At 38.0% G+C, this 22,337-nt stretch carries 18 protein-coding genes; all 18 read right to left on the bottom strand.

What is annotated here, in order from left to right; translation table 11 throughout:
* Nucleotides 1–325 precede the first annotated feature (325 nt).
* The 18 genes from Q4534_RS10280 to Q4534_RS10195 all read right to left on the bottom strand — a co-directional run bounded on the left by Q4534_RS10280 (nt 326) and on the right by Q4534_RS10195 (nt 22,336).
* Nucleotides 326–1,783, bottom strand: a complete 1,458-nt coding sequence (locus Q4534_RS10280) for a cell wall metabolism sensor histidine kinase WalK (protein ID WP_303613081.1) — start codon at nt 1,781–1,783, stop codon at nt 326–328.
* Between the two features lie 5 nt (nt 1,784–1,788).
* A complete protein-coding gene (locus tag Q4534_RS10275; protein ID WP_303613080.1) occupies nt 1,789–2,487 on the bottom strand; it encodes a response regulator transcription factor in 699 nt (232 codons plus the stop codon).
* Between the two features lie 153 nt (nt 2,488–2,640).
* Nucleotides 2,641–4,128, bottom strand: coding sequence for an aminotransferase class V-fold PLP-dependent enzyme (locus Q4534_RS10270; protein WP_303613079.1), 1,488 nt, complete (start codon nt 4,126–4,128; stop codon nt 2,641–2,643).
* Nucleotides 4,129–4,257: 129 nt separating this feature from the next.
* The gene (locus tag Q4534_RS10265) at nt 4,258–5,832 is read right to left on the bottom strand and encodes a GDSL-type esterase/lipase family protein (RefSeq protein WP_303613078.1); all 1,575 of its coding nucleotides are present in this window, start codon (nt 5,830–5,832) and stop codon (nt 4,258–4,260) included.
* 362 nt (nt 5,833–6,194) lie between these two features.
* A complete protein-coding gene (locus tag Q4534_RS10260; RefSeq protein ID WP_303613077.1) occupies nt 6,195–7,142 on the bottom strand; it encodes an IPT/TIG domain-containing protein in 948 nt (315 codons plus the stop codon).
* Complete coding sequence (locus tag Q4534_RS10255; RefSeq protein WP_303613076.1) at nt 7,139–8,374, bottom strand: hypothetical protein; 1,236 nt, start codon at nt 8,372–8,374, stop codon at nt 7,139–7,141. Before Q4534_RS10255 ends, Q4534_RS10260 begins: the two co-directional genes overlap by 4 nt.
* Before the next feature lie 329 nt (nt 8,375–8,703).
* A complete protein-coding gene (locus tag Q4534_RS10250; protein WP_303613075.1) occupies nt 8,704–9,432 on the bottom strand; it encodes a carbohydrate-binding family 9-like protein in 729 nt (242 codons plus the stop codon).
* Between the two features lie 63 nt (nt 9,433–9,495).
* The gene (locus Q4534_RS10245) at nt 9,496–10,122 is read right to left on the bottom strand and encodes a helix-turn-helix domain-containing protein (protein WP_303613074.1); all 627 of its coding nucleotides are present in this window, start codon (nt 10,120–10,122) and stop codon (nt 9,496–9,498) included.
* Between the two features lie 288 nt (nt 10,123–10,410).
* Nucleotides 10,411–12,030: a CehA/McbA family metallohydrolase gene (locus Q4534_RS10240; protein ID WP_303613073.1), complete on the bottom strand. Its 1,620-nt coding sequence runs from the start codon at nt 12,028–12,030 to the stop codon at nt 10,411–10,413.
* A gap of 292 nt (nt 12,031–12,322) precedes the next feature.
* Nucleotides 12,323–13,288 (bottom strand): WG repeat-containing protein, encoded by a 966-nt coding sequence (locus Q4534_RS10235; RefSeq protein WP_303613072.1) that lies wholly within the window; start codon nt 13,286–13,288, stop codon nt 12,323–12,325.
* A gap of 248 nt (nt 13,289–13,536) precedes the next feature.
* Nucleotides 13,537–14,112, bottom strand: coding sequence for a DJ-1/PfpI family protein (locus tag Q4534_RS10230; RefSeq protein WP_303613071.1), 576 nt, complete (start codon nt 14,110–14,112; stop codon nt 13,537–13,539).
* Nucleotides 14,113–14,484: 372 nt separating this feature from the next.
* The gene (locus Q4534_RS10225) at nt 14,485–15,012 is read right to left on the bottom strand and encodes a hypothetical protein (protein WP_303613070.1); all 528 of its coding nucleotides are present in this window, start codon (nt 15,010–15,012) and stop codon (nt 14,485–14,487) included.
* A 119-nt stretch (nt 15,013–15,131) separates the two neighbouring features.
* Entirely contained in the window at nt 15,132–16,673 is a 1,542-nt protein-coding gene (locus tag Q4534_RS10220) for a sulfatase (RefSeq protein WP_303613069.1), read from the bottom strand.
* Nucleotides 16,674–16,883: 210 nt separating this feature from the next.
* Complete coding sequence (locus Q4534_RS10215; protein ID WP_303613068.1) at nt 16,884–17,390, bottom strand: cupin domain-containing protein; 507 nt, start codon at nt 17,388–17,390, stop codon at nt 16,884–16,886.
* Nucleotides 17,391–17,699: 309 nt separating this feature from the next.
* On the bottom strand, nt 17,700–19,277 hold the full coding sequence (locus Q4534_RS10210; RefSeq protein ID WP_303613067.1) for a calcineurin-like phosphoesterase family protein: 1,578 nt from the start codon (nt 19,275–19,277) through the stop codon (nt 17,700–17,702).
* A gap of 170 nt (nt 19,278–19,447) precedes the next feature.
* Entirely contained in the window at nt 19,448–20,578 is a 1,131-nt protein-coding gene (locus Q4534_RS10205; RefSeq protein ID WP_303613066.1) for a VCBS repeat-containing protein, read from the bottom strand.
* 118 nt (nt 20,579–20,696) lie between these two features.
* Entirely contained in the window at nt 20,697–21,389 is a 693-nt protein-coding gene (locus Q4534_RS10200) for a hypothetical protein (protein WP_303613065.1), read from the bottom strand.
* Between the two features lie 143 nt (nt 21,390–21,532).
* The gene (locus Q4534_RS10195; protein WP_303613064.1) at nt 21,533–22,336 is read right to left on the bottom strand and encodes an alpha/beta fold hydrolase; all 804 of its coding nucleotides are present in this window, start codon (nt 22,334–22,336) and stop codon (nt 21,533–21,535) included.
* Between the last annotated feature and the right edge of the window lies 1 nt (nt 22,337).

Below are 22,337 nucleotides of genomic sequence, written 5' to 3'. Positions count from 1 at the left end.
TCTAATGGGTTACTTAAATCCGAAATGTGCAATAGACAATTTATAATGTGCTAAAATCTCCAAATAGCCTGAATTTCTGGCGCTTGCATCCTTTGCCATAAACATGGGGTAGGCTTTACGGATCCTATTGCATAATCCGGGCTAAAGGGAGCCGGTCAGAGGGCATAGCACATGCCTACCCAATCTTTTCAGTTGGCTGAGCCTAGATAAAGTGATTTAGAATATTTTGGAATTGAGGGTTTTCTCATTGTGATAAAGGTTCATTGTTTGTCTTTATCAAAATAAGTGATAGGATATCACGAAAGGATCACAAAAAAATCAAATTTTAAGAATAGACGGGTAGCCTGAAGGAAAAGGATGTGCCTACATTCAACTCGCTTTCTACTTTAATGTCTAGTTTATGCAATTCAAGAATCTTTTTAACAATAGCAAGGCCTAATCCGGTGCCTTTATGCGTTCCATAGGCTCCTTTTTTATATCGATCAAAAATATAGGGTAGTTCCTCGGAGGAAATACCTACACCGGTATCTTTTATGGTAACCTCAATAGAGGAAGCGGAGTTGTTTTTTATGGCAATTTGTACTGTCCCTCCCTCACGGGTGTGATTCAGGGCATTTTCCAAAAGGTTTTGAAAAACCCTTTCCATCAAAGCAATGTCTGCAAAAACCAAGATATTGTTATCTGCCACGTTAATCTTAAAGTCAATGGACTTACTTTTTGCCATTAAGTCGAATTTCATTACCATGTCTGAAAGCAATTCATTGATGGAAAAGGTTTCTTTTTTGGTTTCCACCTGATGGGCTTCTAGTTTTGAAATCTCAAAGAGGTTTTCCACCATTTTTTTTACCCTTTGGGTACTGGATAGGATGGTGTTTAAATATTTTATCTTGGTTTTTTTATCCAACTTTTCTTCAAGTAAAACCAAAGTTTCGGCATAGCCCTGAATGGAAGTTAATGGTGTTCGGAGGTCATGGGAAATATTGGAAATTAATTCTTTTCTAAGTTTTTCCACAGACCTTATTTCATTGATATTGCTTACAATAGTGTCTGCCATAGCATCTATATTGTTGGCTAAAACAGATAACTCTCCTTTTGATTCTAAACGAATGCGCGTCTTTAAATCACCTTGTTTAAATCGATTTACCGCAACACTGATTTTATTGATGTTTTTTGTAAGGTACCATATCACAAAAAAGCCGATGATAATGGCAGCAAAAAAGGTAATAAGCACAGCTTTGGTAGCCAATTTAATCTGATAGTTATGGGCCAACATATCCGTAACACTGGTGTATTCTTCGCTAGCGAGGATAATGTAAATGTAACCTACCGTTCGCTCATTGTCGAGGATACCGGCCGCAGAAAAGATTTTCTGAAGCCCGGGGTTTCTTGGATCTTCTCCCTTAATGAATACTTCCTTATTGTCAATAAACTGATGAATGGGATCAAGATTCAAACGCTCAAGCTTTACTTCTCCAAAAGGGGCATAATAGCTTAATATTTTACCTGCCTCATCTAGTAAATAAACCTCGACAGAGGGGTTGAGAACCATCACATTGTGGAAAAGCTTTTCTACCTCTTCTTCGTTGATTGAACCATCAATAAAGGGTTTGGTAAACTTAGCCACTCTTTCGGCAAGAGGTCTGTTCAACCTTTGAGAAGTCTCTTGCGAATAAACCAAAGATGAATTATGAGTGGTGTAAATATAAACGCCTGAAATCACGAAAAGAATGACGAGAAAAAATAAGGACAAACGCCAAAATAAACTATTCGAAAGATTTTTCATATGCCCTACAATTCATCGTTAAACTTATAGCCTACACCCCATGAAGTCATAATGTATTTGGGTTTATTGGGTGTTTTCTCAATTTTTGCACGAAGTCGGTTAATATGAGAATTTACGGTGTGGTCGTATCCGGTGTATTCATAGCCCCAAATAATGTTTAATAGCTTTTCCCTGGAATAAGTTACACCTTTGTTTTTGGCCAAAAAATACAGCAGTTCAAATTCTTTTTTCGTAAGCTCAATTATTTCTTCTCCGTATGTAACCTTACGTTTAAAAATATTAATCGTTAAACCATCAAACTGGAAAATATCTTTCTCATCTTCGATAATAGAAATAGAGCTTCGTCGGATAATTGCCTTTACCCTTGCTATAAACTCCCTAATGCTAAATGGTTTGCTTATGTAATCATCTGCACCTGACTCCAGACCTAAGACCTTGTCAATTTCTTCGGTCTTGGCCGTGAGCATCACGATTGGCGTTTGTACTTTCTCTCTTCTTAATTTGTGACAAATATCCAAACCATCCCCATCGGGAAGCATCAAATCTAATAAAATAAGTGAATACTGATTGTTTAGGGCTTGTTGCATGCCTTCAGTAAAATTATTGACATGCTCAACGGTATATCCCAGATTGCTTAAATGTAAAGCGACCAGTTCAGCAATGTCTTTATCGTCTTCGATAAGAAGGATTTTTTTTTCACTCATTGTACAATATTGGGAAAAAAATATCACAAAAGTCTCACAATCAAATATAATCTAGTGCTATGATAAAAATGAAGGAGGTGAATTTAAATAACTTTTCCAAAGCTTTTATTGGTGAAATCACTTTAGTCCGGGTTTTTCTAATGCCCTTTTTGATTAATCTTTTTCTGTTTGAGATAGGTTTAAATTTACCCTCCTTCCCGATTGGATTATTATTTCAATGATTTCTTTTATGTCCTTTTGTGATGTTCTAAAATTCACAATGCAAGCCCTCAAACAATATTTTTTGTTAACAATGGCATTGGATATGAAAACTTCTCCTCCGGCTTGTAATTCATTCAAAAGGGCTTCATTCAGGGCATTCAGATAATCGTTGCCTTTGCTATTGTTAAGAGGGACATACCTAAAGGTAGTAATGCTTAAGTTCTGTGATACAGCTTCCAATTCAGGATGTTTTTCAGCAAGGCCAAATAACATTTGGGAGAGTTCAATGTCTTCATTAATCAATTTTTCATAACCACTTCTACCGACTTGCTGCAAGGCAAGCCAAACTTTTAGCGCCCTAAAACCACGAGAGTTTTGAAGGCCGTATTCATAGAAGTTTTGCGTTTTTTCGTCTTCACCATTGCTGAAGTTATAGTATTCAGGATGTGAGCTAAAAGTGTCAATTAAATGCTGTGGATTCTTCACCAATGTACATCCCGCCTCAAGCGGGCTATACAGCCATTTGTGTGGATCTAAGGCAATAGAGTCGGCTTCTTTGATTCCTTCAAATAGATAGTTGAACTTTGAAACAACTGCGGCAGGCACTCCATAAGCGCCATCAATATGGAACCACAAGTCATGTTTTTTACAAACAACAGCTATAGCATCCAAATTATCAACCATCCCGGTGCTTACATCACCTGCTGTGCCAATTACCATTATTGGTTTACAATCATTTTTTAAATCCGCTGCGATGGTGGCTTCTAAAACTTTAGTGTCCATCTTATTGGAAGTATCCGTTTGAATCCACCTTACTGCTTTAGTGCCCAGCCCAAATAACACGGCTGCTTTTTCAACCCAGGTATGTGTTGTGGTAGAACAGTAAACGGTTAATTTTTTGGAACAACTGGCAATACCCTCTTCTTTGATTGTAGTTGGTGCCTTTGCTGTTCTTGCGGCCAGGAATGCAGTGAAATTCGCCATATTTCCACCACTGACCAATAGGCCACCATAGTTTGGTGAAAGACCAATAAATTCAGCCAGCCAAGTAATGGTTTGTTTTTCAATCTCAGTAGCGATAGGGCTTAAAATATGCGCGCCAACATTTGGATTAACTGAGGCCGCTAGTAAATCAGCTAAAGCACCAATTGGAGCAGCAGATGAAGTAATGTATCCGAAAAATTTAGGATGCCCATTAAGTAAAGAATTGTTAAATAATAATTCAGTTGTTTTAGAAATTAATTCGGCTGCAGGTTTACCAGCCTTGGGTAATTGGGAGGGTCCCAATAAGTTTTGTAGTTGGGCAGGGCTTTCATTAGAGGTGACAGGTTTTTGATCGATTGAATCAATGAAATCAGAAATATCATCAATTAATTGATGTCCAATTTTCCGAAATTCTTCTTTACTGATCTCTATAGATGATTTTCTTGTATTTTCCAATGTGATTTTATTTTTCCGTTCCTCCAACACCATCAATTTACTGTGATTAACTGGTAAAGAGGACTTAGGCTTTCCTTGTATGCGATTGCCTTACACAAGCGCTACGCAGTATAAAGGTCTATTTAGGGCTTAATTGATTTGTTTCGCTATTATTTTTGATATCAAAACCTGACCATCTTCTTCGGGATGAATGCCATCTTTGGCTAAGGAAGCCCACTGAGGAGCCAAGGTCGTAAAGATATCAATGTAAGCACAATCATTTATTTCAGCAACATTTTTAAACTTAGGGACTAACGCTTTCACCCTTTCGGAAGAGCCATGGTATTTTTCTTTCATCATATGATCTTCACCACATGGGGGTGGGGAAATCACAAAAATCTGAGGTTTGTATTTAAGGTACACCGTGTGGGATTTTATTTGCTTAAGCAGCTTGTCCATATTTTCAGGAACCTCGTTTTTTCTTGGTTCAAACACTGCTTTGCAGTCATTTGTGCCAAGCATGATGAGCACCTTGTCTAGCCCATTTAAGGTTTTGTCTGCCTCATTCATGTACCGATCCACATTAAGTAATGTATTGAGCTTTTCTTGACCATTGTTATTGAAACCTATGGTGTTTCCCGAAATGCTGGTGTTGTAGATAAAGTCATCAAATTTGACTTTACTTAACTGGTTCACCCATCCATTTTCTATGGCGCCGTTGGAATCTCCAATGGTCAAAATTTTGTCCGTTTCTATTTGATCCAACGCCACTGTGGTAAGACATTCATGGGTACCTTCAAAAATGGTGAGTTTTACCAAATCCTTATAAGCCTTCTGATAATGAATTAATCGGTCGGCAATGCTGTCTTTACTGGCTGCAACAAAATTCCTAGAGGCAAGCATCTCTTTGATGTCCTCTTGGGGGATTAACTCTTTTTTCTCCAGTGAGTCAAAATCAGCAACTACCTTATTATAGAAATCCAAGGATTGTGTAATTGGTACAGAACCCGTGTACCCATCATGGATTCCCGCATAGATATAAAGTTTGCTGTTTTGGCGTTTTTCTATCGGCGTTTGCATATGAATGGGAGAGCGTTTTATAGCTTCCTCTTCATCTAAAAAATAATTATCTTTGTCAACGCCAGCTTTCACTGTTGCCATGGCGATGTCTAAGGAATATTTGTTTCCTCTTCCTTCAGACTCATAATACCACTTATTAATATCCGAGATGGGCACCCATGCTGAAAAGGTCTTTACTGGATAATTGGTCTTCATATAAGTGAGTAGGGTAGCATGTCCACCTCCGCTCGTTCCTACGACATGAATATCATTAGGGTCCGCTTTGCCGTTCTCTATGGCGTAGGCTATGGCATCTTCAATGTCTTGAATTACAAAATCACTTCCAAGGGCTTCAAAGGTTTTGTTGGCCCCCCTGAAATCAGGATGGATGTAATTGTAGTCTCTCTTGAGAATTTCTTTTACAAGTTCATCTTCTTGTTCATAATTACCGCTCCAAGTGTGTAGACTTACAATTAATGGTCGGTTTGGCTGTGTAGCAGCATAATAATAGGCGGGTTGTTTTTCTCCATCCAAAGTGGAGGTAATCATTACTTTTTTACAGGCTTCGGGCCATTTTTCTATTTGAGTATTGTCCCAAGTGGGGTCTTTTTGTGCAAAGGTATTCGTGAAAATTAGAATAAGAATTGATAGAATACTTAATTTCATTGAGGTCTGATTTTTACGCGATTCAATATTGACTAATGCGCCCTGAGATTTTGTGCTGATATTAACAAAGTTTTTCGTCCGTAAAAGAGCTCATATCGGCTTTTTACGAATCAAAATTTAATTTAAGAATTTTGCGTCAATATTTAGTCCAATGATTTTGGGTTTTAATAAAAGTAGAGGGGTTTCAATTAAACACCCCATTTTTATCCGGTATTAGAAGAGATCAAAGGGTATGGTTTTGTGGCTTGATTTGTTTTTATGAGGGCAGGGAAGGTGAGGGTACTGTCGAATATTTTTCGTTTGTATTTGTAATCCAGTGATTTAAACGATTTTGAAACACCATGCTATCAATCAGCCTTTATTCAAGGAGTTTTAAATTCATAGATTTTGTTGCCTAAGGAATAGGTCTTGCCACGAATTTCGAGGGTCAGGTACTGATTGGTCTCAGAATAAGAGGTTCTGGGTTTAAATACTATCTTATCGTTTCCGGCATATTCAACGGTGACATTGGTCCAATGAATGCTTTCCAGAATAGCATCGCTGGTGACAATTTTCAGATTAGCGTCTTTTAAATAGTTACCGTGTATTTCGACACTGCCCCCATAATCTATTAATTGAATATCTCTTACTTCGAATTCAGCATCCTGGAAGGGGATATTTACATTCATTGAAATCGTTTTATCCAAAACCTGAAGGCTGACATCAAAGTAGTCCGGACCATTTCCACTGGTGTTGAACTCGTAAAATTCAGGAACAATAAATTTGAAAGAATTTTCCTCAATATTAATAACTTGGGCTTCTTGGTTTTGAAAATTCACTGCATACTTATCGGTGAGTTTACTTAGCTTACTGCCCCGTACAGTGATGGTGTCTCCATAAAAAATGGGTGTTTTATATTCAAACTTTTCAAAAATAAAACCCGGCGCCCCCTGACTTACAAATCCAATGGGTTTTGAATATACCCTTTCAGTGGTGGTTTGTATGAATGCAACCACGGCATAGTTTACTCCTTTGATTAAAGATTGTTCGACTTTCATCGAAAACTGATCTCCCGGTTTGCCTACCAGCGAAATAACCTCGGAATTTTCCATAATAGGATAGTCATTTAGGCTATAAAGGAAGCCGTATTCAATAATCTTCTCGCTACCAAAATCGTAGATATTGCAGGCAAATTCTACTCCCGTTTCATCAATACTTTGAATAGAGGTAGCACTAAATCTGGGGTTCGTCCTTGGTGACAATTCCTCCTGTTCACAGGCACTTATAAGTGATGAAACTAAAAGTGCAATAAAAATTATATTTCTTTTCATAACCTAAAACCTATCATGTAAGATGCAACAAGGGAGTTGAAGTAAGATTGGCGACTACTCAAATCGATCGTGTATTCTTTTGAAACATGCTCCAATTGAAATTCAGATATAATACCGTATTTTCGATTAAATAAGAAGTTGATGCCTAATTTTACTGCAGGGGAGAATTTAGAAGATGAATAAGTTAAAACAGATTCTTCATAGATCCTTACTGTAACAGGTTCATAGGTGATTTTATGGTCAACAATACTAAATTTACTTTTTAATGTATTGGAGCGTATGACTGCTCCAGCACCAATGTAGAATTCATTATTTCGGGTCCGAAATGTCAAATAATTGATAAAGATGGGGATAATTATTGTTGAACTAGAAAACTCCTCTGTAGCAGAATATCGCTGATTTGGTTTAAACAATTCCATATTAATCACATTATCACCTTTGGTAAAACCTATGCCCGAGTCAAAAGCAAAACGTGGCAATCGCCTCCAGTGATCCAGCTTAACTCCAAGGCTTATAAATGGGCTATAGTTGGTGTTGAAAACATGAGGGATTTCATCGAAGGAATCTTTTGTTAAATAGGATTGGCTATACTGTACGCCTGCTCCGGGGACAAGTGAGGCCTTGACAAAAGGAAGATTTTCAACATTCAATTGGTAGGGTGTTTCCTCACAAGCATAGTAAGCCTCAAACGTCGATATAAGCTCTTTCTCAGATAAATTTGTTTTGGAAATTTTTTCCTGTAATTCATTTCCGCAGGGTTCGTAAAGGATATAACTTAATCGTCCCATATACTCCCTGTCTTTTGCCCTTACTAAATTTCCATCGGCATCCTTGGACTCAGAAACGACATATAATTCTAAGAAATGCACCTCATTTTCTATAAAATAACGGTTCCGATAACTTAATAGGCTGACTTTTCCTTGCAAAATAATTTGAAAAAAGACCATGCCTTCCTCTTCTTTTTTAGGCATGGGCCTGCTTTTAAACTTCCTGCCGTTTGACAATCCAAAACCTTTGATTTCATTGGGGTAATACCGGGTTTTTTCCCCTTTAGTGCTTACAAAAGGGATTGATTTGGTTTGATTAAAATCAAAGGATTTTTTAATGGTACCGTAAATTTTGTGACCCTCTTGATTGACGATGTAATCTTGATTTCCCTCTTGGCTAAAAGCAAGAGGGAAAAAGGCAAACGAACAAAAAATAGCTGTTGCCAATAACTTTGTGAAACTCATATTTAATAAAAAGTTATTTTTTAAACTTTAAAAATTCTGCTAAAATGATTGTTAATGTCCTGTAAATAAATGGGGTTTTGAATTAAAAATCGAAAAACCCCTCATTAACTATCGTATGTAAATGTCTTTCTATAAAAATTTTTCTTTACAAACATAAAGAAAAAGAGCAAAGGAAAAATAAATGTATTAAGTTTTAAACTAAAAAATATTTTGTGCTTTTTCGTTTTAATCACAATCCGAATTAATTTACTCCAATGAATTTAACACGAAAGAAAAGCAGCTTATTGTTTTTTAAGAAATGAGTTGACCAAATATGTTCTCAGGGTTTTTTATTTAAACATTAATTTACCAAATACAGCTGGTTTATGAAAACTCTTACCGGTAGGGGACCAAGCATAAGATGCAAATTCTTGGCCTTGGTTTTTATCCAGTCGGTAAAAATTAAGCCTAATTTCAGTCTCAGGGCTTACTTTTTCAGTAGTTGCATTGGCTAAATCTTCAAAGGAAATGGCCATTTCTACGGTCCAGCTGTTGTCTTTGTCATCACGCTTATTAAGCGTTCCCTGAATGGTCACACCGGTTCTAAGGTCGGGTAGGTTGAATTTAGCTGTAGCCGGAACATCAATGTTTTCAGGATCCACAATATAACTGTCGAAAAGAATATTGGCAGGGGAGACTTCAATTTCCACATAGGTATCCGGGACATTATCTACATCAATGAATACTTCCACAACCTCTTCTTTCCACAAATATTCATCACGTTGTGTGAAGGCAGCCCATATGTCCGGGTCATTGCATTTAAATAGAAAATACAAATTGGTGTCATCATAACATGCCTTGACATGGGTTTGTAGTGCTGATTCCTGGACTTCCTTTCCAGTACGATTATTTTTCAGGGTTATTGGTTTCGCTTGCTGCCATATGGGTTCATTGGCTTTACCATCCATTACCATAACATTGGAAGTGAACGAAGCTTCAATTATTGGACTGGTTGTTTTTCCTGTACATTGGATGAGCAGGGGTAAGAGGATAGTAATTAGTAAAACATTAATTTTCATGCGTAGTTTTTTGCTTTTTAAGGTGTTTTCTGTTTCAAATCCCCGTTTGAAATAGGGCTTCGTTTATTTTATAATTTGAATTTTGGGTGAAAAAGTGATCTTACTTTTCTGATCTATAAACCAGGTATTTTTAATAATTACATATACATTAAATATATACAATATTGCCCATACAAAATAATGGCCGTCACCGCTGTTGGTAAAGTAATAAATGGGGTTGTAACTTAAAATGGTATAGATCAGGGTCAAAATCATGTTTAACAGAAAATAAATGGTGGGGATGATAAAAAATGGAGTAAGAAAAAAAACAATATTCCAGGTTATTTGGAAATTAATCAGTGATTTTATTGAATCTCCAGATTCAGGAAACAGCTCCTTCTTCCAAACCCAAATAATTGATGGGACAATTGCACCTAATAAAGGGAAAATTAAAAAAGATAGTGCGGACAAAAACAAGATTTTTAGTTGTTGCTTCTTATGTTCAACATCCTTTTCAAGTAACCCGGTTATATTTTGTTGTAGGGCCAATGACAATTTTGAAATACTATCAGCTGTTGGAGTACCTTCATTTTTCTCAATTCTTTGTAAGGTTCTCAAGCTTATGCCGGAGAGTTCTGATAGTTTTTCTTGGCTTAGGTTTTTCTGAGTTCTTAATTCTTTGATTTTTTGAGAAAGCATGTGATGGATCATTCTAATTTAATTTTGCCCGAAATCTAACTTAATTAGTTGAATTTGATTGCGTCAATTCTGTGTCAACTTCAGGCCAATTTTAGGTTAGGTTTAAAAAAGCTTCAATTTTTGAAAGAAACCCATTGGTTTGCCTATTTCAGGTCATGTGCAAATAAAAATTTCATTGACCATTTAAGTATTGATCATAACTTTGACAGAATAGAATTTTTTGCATCAAGCGACCCGTATCACCAATTTTTTGTGCTAATTGTAGGGTGCTCTTCCTCCCCATCCTATCATTTCGTTCTTTTATTCTATACTATTCATGATTGCCCCGTAGAAAGTCCTTGCATCCTCCAATCTGCTGATAATCCCTTCATCAACTTCTTCTTTTGCCCTAGTTTCATCCTCTATAGATTGGATAGCACTCAATTGTTTTACGATAATCCCAGGAGCTTTTTCGGTGTCCCAGGTAGGTTGACCATCAATGATAAAGTAGATAGGAGTGGTATGGGCAACGGCTCCATTTTCACAGTATACAGCTGCGGATAGCCATTGGCTTTTTTTCAAAGTATGGACAAGATCGATTTCAATTTCGTCAGCACCTTCAGGGTTTAATTTTTCCTTTAGCAAGCCGTCATTGTTGTAGATTTCTATGCGTTCGATCTTTCCAATCCCTTGATGGGAAACTGCCTTTACGCTTAAATTGGTGTTGGAGCCCTTGCTTCGAATAAGTTCCGAACCCGGAAGAGCTCCATCTGCCTCAAGAAATAAGGCAGGGCCATTGGAAACAAAAGTATGACCTTTTTTCAGTCCTTCGAACCAAGCATCTGCTGAGAAATTGTCTCCCGTGTATACAAAGGTACGAACCTCGCCCAAGGTAGACCCCCAAGGGATGTCACTGCCTGCTGCAGCCGTAATGCGAAAACCAAGATTAAGGTAGTCGTAGTAATCCATGGTATTGATCATTGAAAACTGTAGCAACTCCACAAAGTCTATTTGTTCGGTGGTGATGTACCAGGGAAAACCTCTTGGTAAATCGCAACCATTCCATGAAAAGTGGGCATAACCAACGATTGCGCCAGCTTGAAGTTGTAGTTTTTTGAAGACCAAGTCATAATAATTATAAGTGGAGGTGTCACGCACCATTACGTTTATGTTAAGTCCTATGATATGTCCATAAGTGCTCCGCGGCCCCTCCTGTCCCGAGACAAGGCAGATGTTATCCTTGCAAGTCCGGAATTTTTCTCCAAAACCTTCCTGATGAAAATCGGTTCCTTTGTGATGTCCCATTTCTAAGACATTTACCAAGTGAACATCTTCAGCTTTTGCATATTCCCAAAGGAAATCCTTGAAGGCTTGTTTTGTGGTGGGATGATGAACGTGTACATCACCGGAATACCAGCCTTGCGCCGGCAGATCGATCCAGCGCTTCATGGTATAGGTTTTTGTAATTTCCTTGTCCCCACCGCTAACAGTAAATTCTTCATTGATGGGAATGAATTCATTTCCATGTTCCAGACTGATCCGCCAAGTACCTGGTGGAAGTGTAATGCTAAAGTCACCGGAAACTTGGTAGGCAACAGGTTCTCCCCAGTGAGGAATTGAAGGAAGGTTTTGATAAACAAAACTCCGGTCATCATTGTCCCCAATGCCATTCATTTTACGAATGGGGCCTATCCAATTTTTCTCGCTTTCAAATGCGATACCTTTATAGAAATCCTTAACACGAGAAACCGAATCGGCGATAGCCGCTTCTGGGGGGATACGTGCCAATCCATCGTCGACACTGGTGATGCAAGCCATTACCGGTGTTATCTCTCCAGATGCTTCCTCCACAATTCGGATGTTAATCTTCTGCCCTTCATTTGATGCATTGCATCCTACTAAGTAGAGTGCTGAGAGGATTAGTATAAAGCTATTTCTCATGAATTATATCTCTAGTTTAACTTATTCATCTTTAAGGTAATAAGTATCTGGATCATAACAAACAGAGAATTTGAGCTAAGGTGTAAATTAACGATCTCCCAAACCCCAGCTATTTATAAAATACAGCCTTGTACTTTAGTACAAACGCTGTATTTTGTGTTTTAAATAAACAATATGGAGATGGCAATTCTAAGCCCTCATTTATACTACTAATAGCGAATATGAAAAAACAATTACCACAAAAAATGGCACATTCTGATTGAAGAACCTGAAGAATAAGTCTCTGAAATGCTTACTCTTTTAGCATTTTACCATCTTTTGTGACATAGAAAAATGAGCCATCCATTACTACCTGCGCAACATTATTAAGAAAATCTCCTGCGCTATCAAATTGAGGTTTAAAAATATAATTTCCTTTTGTATCAATATACCCTTTTTTACCATTTATTTTAACAGCTGCTAAACCATCTGAAAATGGATGCGCATCGTCAAATTGATACCCTATAACCAAGTCATTTAGGTTATTAATGTAACCCCATTTATTGTCTTTCTTTACTGGGGCCAATCCTGAGTTAAAGTGGTAAACTAGGTCATATTCATGCGGTATAATATTCTCTTTGGTCTTTAAGTCATAAAATCCGTACTTGGAATTTTTCACCTTTTGAAATAGACCTTCAATTGGTAATCCATATCGATTAGCAGTTAAATAATCATGCGTATTTCCTAAGGTGTCTATTACATAAGCATTATATAAGGACAAGGATACGAGGGAAAAACCATTTTCATTAAAACTACTTGCAGAGGCAAATTTGAAGTCAAACTTTAGCTTACCATTTTTATCAATAAATCGGTAGGTGGAGTCCATTACAACTGGAGCAAGTCCGTGACTAAAATTTAGTGCGTAATTATAAATAAAAGGGATTTTTGTTTCCCCCATTAAATCGATAAATCCCCACTTTCCATTTTTGTCGCAAACCGCAACAAGCCCTTCACTTGTTTCACCTAAATCTATATACTGAAATTTAGTTATCAGATTTCCTTTTTCATTGATAAAAGCCCATAATCCATTTCGCTCAACTGCGGCTATCCCTTCATCGAATGGATGTACATAAGAAAATTTGGGTTTAACAATAACTTTGGAATTTTGATCTACAAATCCCCACCCTTGACCAGAAATCAAATAGGGATAAAGTTTTTGTGAATAAGATTTTGCTGGTAATATTACCAGAATTAAAATAAATAAAAAAAGCTTATGCATATGTTTACTATTAGAGGGGCTAACCTTTCTCCTCATTTGCTAAAGAAAAAATACTAAAGAAAAGTACCTGTACTCATATTCCCAAATGAGCTGTATTGCAAATTTAGTGGGTTTTCACTAGGGTTAAAAATAATTGTTAAAAATGAAATCCTCAGTTCTTAATTGAAAGGTTTCTTAAAGAAATATAATTGGGGCCAAATGTAATTAGGTAAAGGAGTGATATGCCCCTTTACCTAATTAGATGTTTTCTAGATCTCAATCTTAGTTCCCATGATTTTCAAGAATTCTCTAATAAAACTTGGGTGACCCGGCCAAGCAGGGGAAGTAACAAGGTTGCCATCCACATAGGATTGATCTGCAGGGATATCCTGAAATTCTCCACCTGCTAAGGTTACTTCAGGACCAACAGCAGGATAAGCGGTTAATTTTCTACCTTTAACTACGCCAGCTGTAGTCAAGATTTGGATGCCATGGCAGATGGCGGCAACAGGTTTGTCGGCTTCGAAAAAGTGCTTGACCATTTCAATCAATTTATCATTCAGTCTCAAATATTCCGGTGCCCTTCCCCCGGCAATTACCAATCCATCGTAGTCACTTACATTTACCTCATCAAAGCTGTAATTGAGGACGAAATTATGGCCCGGTTTTTCAGTGTATGTTTGGTCTCCTTCAAAATCATGGATGGCTGTTTTGACAATGTCTCCCTTTTTTTTGCTAGGGCAGACAGTGTGAACAGTGTAACCAACCATTTCAAGCATCTGAAAAGGAACCATTGTTTCATAGTCCTCTGTAAAGTCTCCGGTTAAGAATAATACCTTTTTCATTTTTTAGGTTTTAAAAGTTTGAATTTATTTTTTAAGGTTGCTATCAACCTTGGTGTACTTGGTTTTCTGGGTGTTTAAATGCCTAATTTAATTAATTCATGTCGAATATAAAATCCCGAAATGTTTTCTAATTCAGGTTAAAATTAGCAATACCTTTTATACGGTTTTTGTGTCGTGAAGGGTGGGGGTTAATCAATTTTATTCCCATTACATAGCATGAAAATCCAATGCCGCCTTTTTTTTCTAGCCGTCAAAAATCAAATTCTGCAACCTCTTTTTTGCAAGAAACCAAGAAAGACAAAATATACAACCAACGTGTTGAATACTAAAATTGTACTCCTTCGCATTAAAGCCAAAAATGCTTTGATTAGGTTATTGTTCATCCGCCCAATCTTGCAGTTTTTGTGGGATGGGACTTCCATCTTCGGAATAAAATTGCTCATCCTCCTTTTTTCTAATGCCTACATACAAAACATTTTTATTAAGGTCTGCCATTAGAACGGCACCTGGGTCGCCACCACTATGTGCTTGCATTCCCCAAGCATAAAACATCCCGTTAACAATAGTAATAGGCGTTTCAACTTCCCAAATGCTTTTCAAAGTAGCATATTGAGGCCCCAGCATCTTTTCCAGCCGATTTTTTATTACGGGTTCTTCCAAAAGTTTTATCTCATAGGGATACTTCTCATTGAAAGTCTTTAGAAACGTAAGTTCGTTTGAAATGGTGGTGTTAGCGGTTGACTTTTCGCCTTTAAGAACGACTTCTTTTTGGTTGGGGGCTTGTTCTTCCTCTGGTAATGTTTTAACCTTTTTTTCAGAATTACTTACTGGCCTACAGGATACAATCGCAAAGGTCATTAGGATTACTGTAATTAAGTCTACTAAAGATGGCTGTCTCATAGAATTTTATACTATCTGAATTATTTCAGGTGAAGTAAAATAGGGGCTCTTCAATGCCTACTCTGTAATTCATGATCTTTGATTTAACAATTGCATCTTCCGGGTCCAAAATTGAACCCTTAAAATGATTCAAAGTCATCTTTTTTTACATTGCCTTCCTTATCAATTGAATACCCTTCAGGTGTACCTTCTTTCCAAGTTAAATCCGGTAGCATCTCTAATAAAACCTTTCGATGCTCTTCAATGATAGTCTTGTTTCCGTCCTTATAGGCAATATTGTCCCATTCATTGGGATCGTTATCATGGTCATAGAGCTCTTCCAAATTTATTTCAGGGTAATAGATATACCTGTACCTCATGCTCCTTACTGCATGACCTTCAATAGACTTGAATTTATAGCTTGAAATAACAGGATCGGAAGTTATACTTGGGTCTTTCAGTTGTGGTACCAAACTATTCCCATCCAAGTGAGCAGGTTTTTCCAGCCCGGCAAGATCTACAAGTGTTGGATACAAGTCCATTAAACTTACCGGTTGATCGTATCGTGTTCCTTTGTGCGCCATCCCCGGGAAGGAAATTAGTAGGGGGACTCTTGTTGATCTTTCGAAGAGGGTGAATTTTTCAATATTGTCCTTCTCTCCCATGTGCATGCCGTGGTCAGACCACAATACAACAATGGTGTTGTCTGCATATTCAGAGTTTTCAAATGCATCTAGGAGACGTCCCACCATGGCATCAGAAAAAGTGATGGATGCTGCATAGGACTGAATTATTTTCTCCCACTGATTATTTTCCAGCACCCATTTCATGATATATCTTCTTCCATGATCAAATGAATCTTCTAGGTCATTTTTTTTGCGCTCCGGTAATACTATGTCCTCTAGTGGATACATGTCAAAATATTTTTGTGGTACTTCCCAAGGGTCATGTGGTTTCCACATTCCTACCGCTAAGAAAAAGGGCTTGTCATGTTTTTGAACGAGTTGGTAGCTCCCCCAGTCGGCTACATGATAATCAGCCATTTTTTCGTCCGCAACAGGAATTGCTCCCCAGGTCCACCAACTATTAGCCCCTCCTCCGGGGCGGTTTTCATTGTCTACATCTTCAGGGTAGATGACCTCTTCAGGTGCCCTCATTTGAAAAGGGTGAGAAATGTAGGGGCTAGGGTAATAATAATCCCAGTTTTCAGGCTCTACTTGGCTGGTTGGAGACCATGGCGGAGCCTGACTATGGTAGATTTTGCCCGCCCCCAATGTTTTATAGCCATTGTTTTTGAAGAATTTTTCTAGGGTTGTGACCTCTTTAAGGGCTTCAAATTCTCGCCATTTCGGCCCATCTCCCCAGTATACATTTTGAGCGCCTGATCGCGCATGGTGCACACCTGAAAGAATAGCCGCGCGCGTAGGTGCACAAGCAGGTGCAGGAGTATGGGCATTGGTGAAAATCATTGAAGAAGCAGCGAGGCGATCTATATTAGGGGTGTGGATTTTCATACCGGTGTGCCCGGATAAAAAACCAGCCCAGTCATTCATGTCATCCACAGCTAAAAATAAGATGTTGGGTTTTTCCTTTATTTCCTGTTGTGGAGGACTGCAATTGCTGAGAAAAAAGAAGCTTAATACAAAAAGTGTTAAATGGATTTTTCGATTTAAATTTTTCATAATCGTTGTTGTGGTTTGTCCTGAGGATGAATTTTTCTTCAAATAATTTTTCACAACCCTAAGAAAACGAGTAGCATGTTAAGCTTTATGCTGCCGGTATATCACAATATTGATGAGGTTTCGACAGGCAATAACTTAAGAATTGAATATTTTAGGGTAAGGTCGGGTTAGGATTGGGCTTTTTCAGCCTTTAAGTTTAAGGTAAGTTTTTTACATATGCGTTAATCTGGCAATTAATTTTTTATGTTTAGGAAAAAAAGTGACGAGGGTTTCTCGTTTTATAAGCTCAAAATCATTGAAGTTAAATCCCGGTGAAACTGTGCAACCGACCAGAGAATAGGAATCTTTATGAATTACCTCTGCTGCAAACCAAAAACCACCCGGGACGATAAATTGTGGTACTTGACCATTAAATATATCCTTTCCAATGATATGTTCTTCATGTACTCCTGTTGCGGATAGGGTGTGAAGTCTGATTGGGGATCCATCATAAAAATGCCAAATCTCGTCTTGATTTATTCTATGGAAAGCTGAGAAGTTGTTTGATGTTAACAGGAAATAAATACAAGTAGAATAATTTCTTTTTCCCTTATAATTGTCCGGTAAACTGTTCTCATTGATCTCACCATGACTTCGGTAAGTCTCTTTATAAAATCCGCCTTCAGGGTGTGCTACTAAACCCAAAGTGTCTATAATATTAACAATCGATTTTTTCATTCAGTTACCTTTACTCTTTGCTTCAGGTTAGGCCCTAGTCATTCCTAAATTAACTTTCTATTGAAACAGCAGGGAATTATTAGTTTATTTGGTTTACTCACTCTAATCGAAGTATCAAAATAAGAAAAAAAAACGAATCGTCTTTGGGAAAAACTGTAAAAGGAATCAGTTTAGGTCATGTATTGGGTGTTTTGATCTTTCATATTGACCGTATTGAGGTGAGCTTATATAAAAAAATGGTGACCAAAGTCAGAGGTTACACTCCTGACTTTGGTCACCATTCTCAAATGAGGTATAGATTAATGGTTTTTAATAAGCCACCGGCTCAGCTACATTATATTCGCTGGTTTCGGTAAAAGTTCTGCCGAACATGTCCTTCGCTCTTACCGTGATGGTATGTTTGCCTACCGCCAATTTGGTGTCAATACTACCTCTCCAAAGGTGTGTGGCATTGACAGGGTTGGAAGGTCTTCTTCCTGGTTCCAATTGGTCCATTAAATCCCATTCCATAACTGATGCTGCGTATGAAGGATCGGGAGCTTCCACCCAACTCATTTTTTTCCATGGGCCATTGTCTATTCGGTATTCTACCAAGTCGTTTTTATCTCCCATATAGAAGTTGGCAAATATTCCCGAACCTGTTCCCCTATTGTTGGCCACAACTTTAGGGTTAAAGATTTTAATTTGGTGCTCTCTGGATTGCCCGATTACCTGATAATCTATTTTATATTGATTGTTTTCAATATGCAATAAGGCATATCCTTTGGGCGTTCCATCGCGCATGGTTGAGATTGGTACTCCATCATCATTTATTTTACCTGAATACCAGTCACCGGATGTGGTTCCTGCATTGTATTCGTGAAATGGACTGCTGCCTTTCCAGCCATCTTCTTCCGTATAAAAATTGTGTCGCTGCAAATGGGTATGTGCTGAAAGTGCCAATCTGTTTGGGTAATCTTCTAGAATGTCAAAAAGCCTTTGGCGGTCATTGTTTCTGAAACCATTTTCATTGATGTGGAGAAATGGGATATGAAAGGCCAGGACAATCAATTTGTCTTTGGAGACATGTTTCATGTCATTTTCAATAAAATCCAACTGGGTTTTGGTGAAACCTCCCCAATAGCCTTTTCCATCCCTTGGGTCTGGATAAAGTATGTCATCTAAAATAATAAAATGGGCATTTCCATGATTGAAGGAATACGTGGAGGGACCAAATACCCGCTCAAAAGATTCATCAGAATGCTCATCTATGATTGCATCATAGTTCATGTCATGGTTACCCATTACATTGTACCAATGCCAGCTAGTTCTTTTCAATATTTCCACATAGGGAGGATGTAAATCCAGATCGTCTCCAGCTAAATCTCCAAGACTAATACCAAAACTAATGTTGCTTTCATGTTTAGCTTTGTCCACTACTCCTTTAGCAAATTGATCCAGTTCTGTGGTATTATAAGGTTGCGGGTCACCAAAAATCATGGCCGTAAAATTTTTAGGCTCTTCGATTTTATGAAGACCAAAATTTACTGATTTTGGGAGTTTGCCTGTAGGTTCAGTTCCTTTGTATTTTAGTTCTGGGGATCCTTCAGGTTTGTGGATATAGTAAAAGTCAGGGAGTTGATTTTCACCAACAGGCACTTTAAAGCCACTCGGTTTAATAACAAAGATAATATTATCGGAGCCTATTGGTAAGGTGTATTTTCCTTTATTGTCTGTGAGGACTACTTCTTTTCCATTGCTGACAGCCACTTCTGGGATGCCTTTTTCTCGGCGTTCCTTTTTCCCGTTTTGATTGCTGTCTTCATAGACATATCCTACGACATTGTTTTGTGCCAGTAGACTAAAACTGAGACTGATGGCCCAGCAAAAGCAGATTAGTTTTTTCATGAGTGATTATTTGTTTAAAATACCAGGGAGAAAAATAATTTTGTCATTGTCTCTCCGAAATGAAAACCAAATATAAAGAAAGCACCAACCAAGAATCGGTGCTGCTTATTAATTAAAAGTTAATTTAAAATGCCCGGTATTAACAACCTGGTTAAACTAAATAAATGTTCTTAGCGACTTCCTTTATTGTGGAATACTACCAAACCATCTTTTCCGGCAACGACAATGTCTTTTAGGCCATTGCCGTTTAAGTCGGCAACGGAAAAATAAAGTCCGGCACCTTTGCCTTCTCCAAATGGGCCATAGCTTATGACGTTTTTAGTGAAAGATTCACCATTCCATTTAAAATAATACATTCCCATAAAATCATTTCCTCCGGGGTCATTGCCATTATGTGCACGGTAGCGTTTTCCGGTAACCAGTTCCATTTCTCCGTCATTGTCAATGTCCACCCATTCCATGGTGTGGTATTGGGATTGATAGGGGTCAATGGCATGTTTTTTAAAGCCAATGGTTTCCTTGTCCTTGATTTGTTCATACCAATGTAAGCCGTAATCATGACCTTGGCCAACGATAAGGTCATTTAAACCGTCTTTATTTACATCTGTCACGATAATGGGTACGCTGGCACCTCCAAGTTGAAAGGTCTCATGGAGTTTCCATGTGCCATTTTTTAGGTCTTGAGGTGCTTCTAGCCAGCCTTCAGGGACAATAAAATCTCCTCTTCCATCTCCATTAATGTCACCAAATCCAAGTCCATGACCATGTTTTTCAGCCACCGGATGCTTTTCAAATTCACCGGTTCCTTTACCGTCTGCGTCACGAATCAAAGTATAATAGGCGAGGGGTTGATTAGGTGTATTGGGAACAATGTCCAATTGTCCATCATTGTTTACATCCCAGGCACGTGTGGTTTCAACATTGCCGGGTTTGGTGATTTCATGCACCTCCCACTCTTTATTGCTTCCCGGGTTTTCTACCCAATAGAGGGTTTTCCCAAACCAACCTCCGGTAACATAGTCCATCTTTCCATCCCCATTTACATCCATAGGAATGGTAGAGAAATCATCAAAATATTCACTTACCCTTTTAATTTGACCGATCAATTGTCTTTTGGTAAATTCAGGGCCCTTGTACCAGTAGCTGCCGGAGACGATATCCAAATGACCATCTGCGTCGACATCGAAAACGCCTGCTGACTCAGCGGTTTCCATGGCAATAATTTGCTTTTCAAAGGTTATAGGCTTGGGCTCATTGGCCAATCCTGCCAATACTAATGCGATATTTAGGCTTAGATTCATGTCTTAAAGATAGTAGTTTATCTGTCAGAACTGTCCTGTACTGTCCAGTAAAAGCTTCAAAAATGCTTGATAGCCTGAAGGGATTGTTTTATTTGGTGTAGTAGGGGAGTGAGGATTGTTAAATTGTTAGCACAATGGATATTTTTTGCATTTTGATACCGATGTACCAATTTAATGTATTGATAAAAATCGCGAGCCCAAGCATTTCAAGGGTCTCTTCTACTGTATAAATCAACCTGTAACCAAAGCTTAAACCATAGGTGTCAAAAATATTGTTTCCGATGCTTTCAAAAACAATAGCACCGACCAGAAATATGCCCATAGATGACAGCATGCCAATGAGTAATTTTTTATTGAGATGATTGAAAAAAGGAATGTAAATCAAGGCTATTCCTACCAATACAAATCCGAAAACAAACAAGCTGATATAATAAAATAAAGACGAATTGTGGTACTTCTCTTGGAGATAAGTGAATAAAAACTCATGAATGGAAACCGCCTCATCCAACATTAAAAGAAAGAACAATAGCGAAATACCTAGCCAACCCAAATGTTTTTTACCATTTGATTTTTTAAATAGGGCAATGATTAACAATAGGAGGGATGCGGCCAAAAATTGTAGGGTAGAGAAAAAAGAGGGAATGTTTGCTTCCTGATTAAAATCAAAAAGCAGTATTAAGAACGAGCCCAAGGTGTCATTTTGATCGTGATTTATAGCCAGAAAGATGCTGAGGATATTCAAAATTAGCAACAATAAAATTGCCACTAAAAAAGCTTTAAAAAGCTTTTCCGTAGGAATGAAGAATTTCATTGGGTGAGTGTTTGGTTATTTGTATGGGTATCGTAGGGGTGATGTTAAGATAATGAAAGATTCATTATTTTCAAAAAATAGCGTAGTTAAGCTACCCAAAAAAGCCTTGACCAATAAAAAAAAGAGTGGTCAAGGCTTTTAAATTAATGTGCCAATAGCCATTGTTTTACTCTCGGGTTGAAATCTTCGAGGTTTTCCCAATGAAAAGCGTGTCCACTTTCTGGATAGGTATGTAAATCTGAATTTGGTAAGGCTTCAGCAACTTCTTTGGTCATCCATAGTGGAGTGAATTTGTCTGCTTCACCTCCTATGACAAGTACAGGTTGTTTTATTTCATTCAATTGTTCCAGGATATGGTGTTCCATACAGGCTTCTGCTTGCCCCTCAAGGCCTATGAGAGGTTGAGGGTTGCTGTCGTTTTTAGCATTTTCTCGGTCATCAAGCATTCCTTGATAGGTTTCCTTATTGTCAAAGGAAGCTTTAGAAAATATTAACAATTGAATGTATCGACTAAACTCTTCCGGTTTCAATCTGGCCTTAATATCTACCATATGTTTGAAAATATCTTTAGCAGTATTGTCACATCTAGCCCAAGGACACATAAGGACCATTGATTTTACTAAGACCGGATGCCGAAAAGCAAGTTCCTGTGCAATGATACTTCCCATGGATACACCCGCAACCCTTACATTTTTAAGTTCAAGGTGTTGCAGTAGGCCCGCGCAGTCATCGGCCATTTGAGAGGATGTATAAGGGCCTGCAGGTTTGTCAGACTGTCCAACACCACGGTTATCTACGATGATACATCGGAAAAATTGCTTCCAATAGTTAAGGTGTTTTTCCCACACTGCCCCAGGAGCAGTAATGCCCATGATCAATAGTAAGGGATCTCCTTCTCCATGCTCTTCATAATAAAGATTGATCCCATTGGTTTTAATGAAAGGCATA

Origin of the sequence: Cyclobacterium sp. 1_MG-2023, from assembly GCF_030546805.1 — a bacterium.
Classification (GTDB): Bacteria; Bacteroidota; Bacteroidia; order Cytophagales; family Cyclobacteriaceae; genus Cyclobacterium.
This window is presented reverse-complemented; position numbering and strand designations above follow the sequence as displayed.

Excerpts from the sequence above, each read along its gene's own strand:
- Q4534_RS10280 (WP_303613081.1), bottom strand. The coding sequence starts at position 1,783 with ATGAAAAATCTTTCGAATAGTTTATTTTGGCGTTTGTCCTTATTTTTT.
- Q4534_RS10275 (WP_303613080.1), bottom strand. The coding sequence starts at position 2,487 with ATGAGTGAAAAAAAAATCCTTCTTATCGAAGACGATAAAGACATTGCT.
- Q4534_RS10265 (WP_303613078.1), bottom strand. The coding sequence starts at position 5,832 with ATGAAATTAAGTATTCTATCAATTCTTATTCTAATTTTCACGAATACC.
- Q4534_RS10260 (WP_303613077.1), bottom strand. The coding sequence starts at position 7,142 with ATGAAAAGAAATATAATTTTTATTGCACTTTTAGTTTCATCACTTATA.
- Q4534_RS10255 (WP_303613076.1), bottom strand. The coding sequence starts at position 8,374 with ATGAGTTTCACAAAGTTATTGGCAACAGCTATTTTTTGTTCGTTTGCC.
- Q4534_RS10250 (WP_303613075.1), bottom strand. The coding sequence starts at position 9,432 with ATGAAAATTAATGTTTTACTAATTACTATCCTCTTACCCCTGCTCATC.
- Q4534_RS10245 (WP_303613074.1), bottom strand. The coding sequence starts at position 10,122 with ATGATCCATCACATGCTTTCTCAAAAAATCAAAGAATTAAGAACTCAG.
- Q4534_RS10240 (WP_303613073.1), bottom strand. The coding sequence starts at position 12,030 with ATGAGAAATAGCTTTATACTAATCCTCTCAGCACTCTACTTAGTAGGA.
- Q4534_RS10235 (WP_303613072.1), bottom strand. The coding sequence starts at position 13,288 with ATGCATAAGCTTTTTTTATTTATTTTAATTCTGGTAATATTACCAGCA.
- Q4534_RS10230 (WP_303613071.1), bottom strand. The coding sequence starts at position 14,112 with ATGAAAAAGGTATTATTCTTAACCGGAGACTTTACAGAGGACTATGAA.
- Q4534_RS10225 (WP_303613070.1), bottom strand. The coding sequence starts at position 15,012 with ATGAGACAGCCATCTTTAGTAGACTTAATTACAGTAATCCTAATGACC.
- Q4534_RS10220 (WP_303613069.1), bottom strand. The coding sequence starts at position 16,673 with ATGAAAAATTTAAATCGAAAAATCCATTTAACACTTTTTGTATTAAGC.
- Q4534_RS10215 (WP_303613068.1), bottom strand. The coding sequence starts at position 17,390 with ATGAAAAAATCGATTGTTAATATTATAGACACTTTGGGTTTAGTAGCA.
- Q4534_RS10210 (WP_303613067.1), bottom strand. The coding sequence starts at position 19,277 with ATGAAAAAACTAATCTGCTTTTGCTGGGCCATCAGTCTCAGTTTTAGT.
- Q4534_RS10205 (WP_303613066.1), bottom strand. The coding sequence starts at position 20,578 with ATGAATCTAAGCCTAAATATCGCATTAGTATTGGCAGGATTGGCCAAT.
- Q4534_RS10200 (WP_303613065.1), bottom strand. The coding sequence starts at position 21,389 with ATGAAATTCTTCATTCCTACGGAAAAGCTTTTTAAAGCTTTTTTAGTG.
- Q4534_RS10195 (WP_303613064.1), bottom strand. The coding sequence starts at position 22,336 with ATGCCTTTCATTAAAACCAATGGGATCAATCTTTATTATGAAGAGCAT.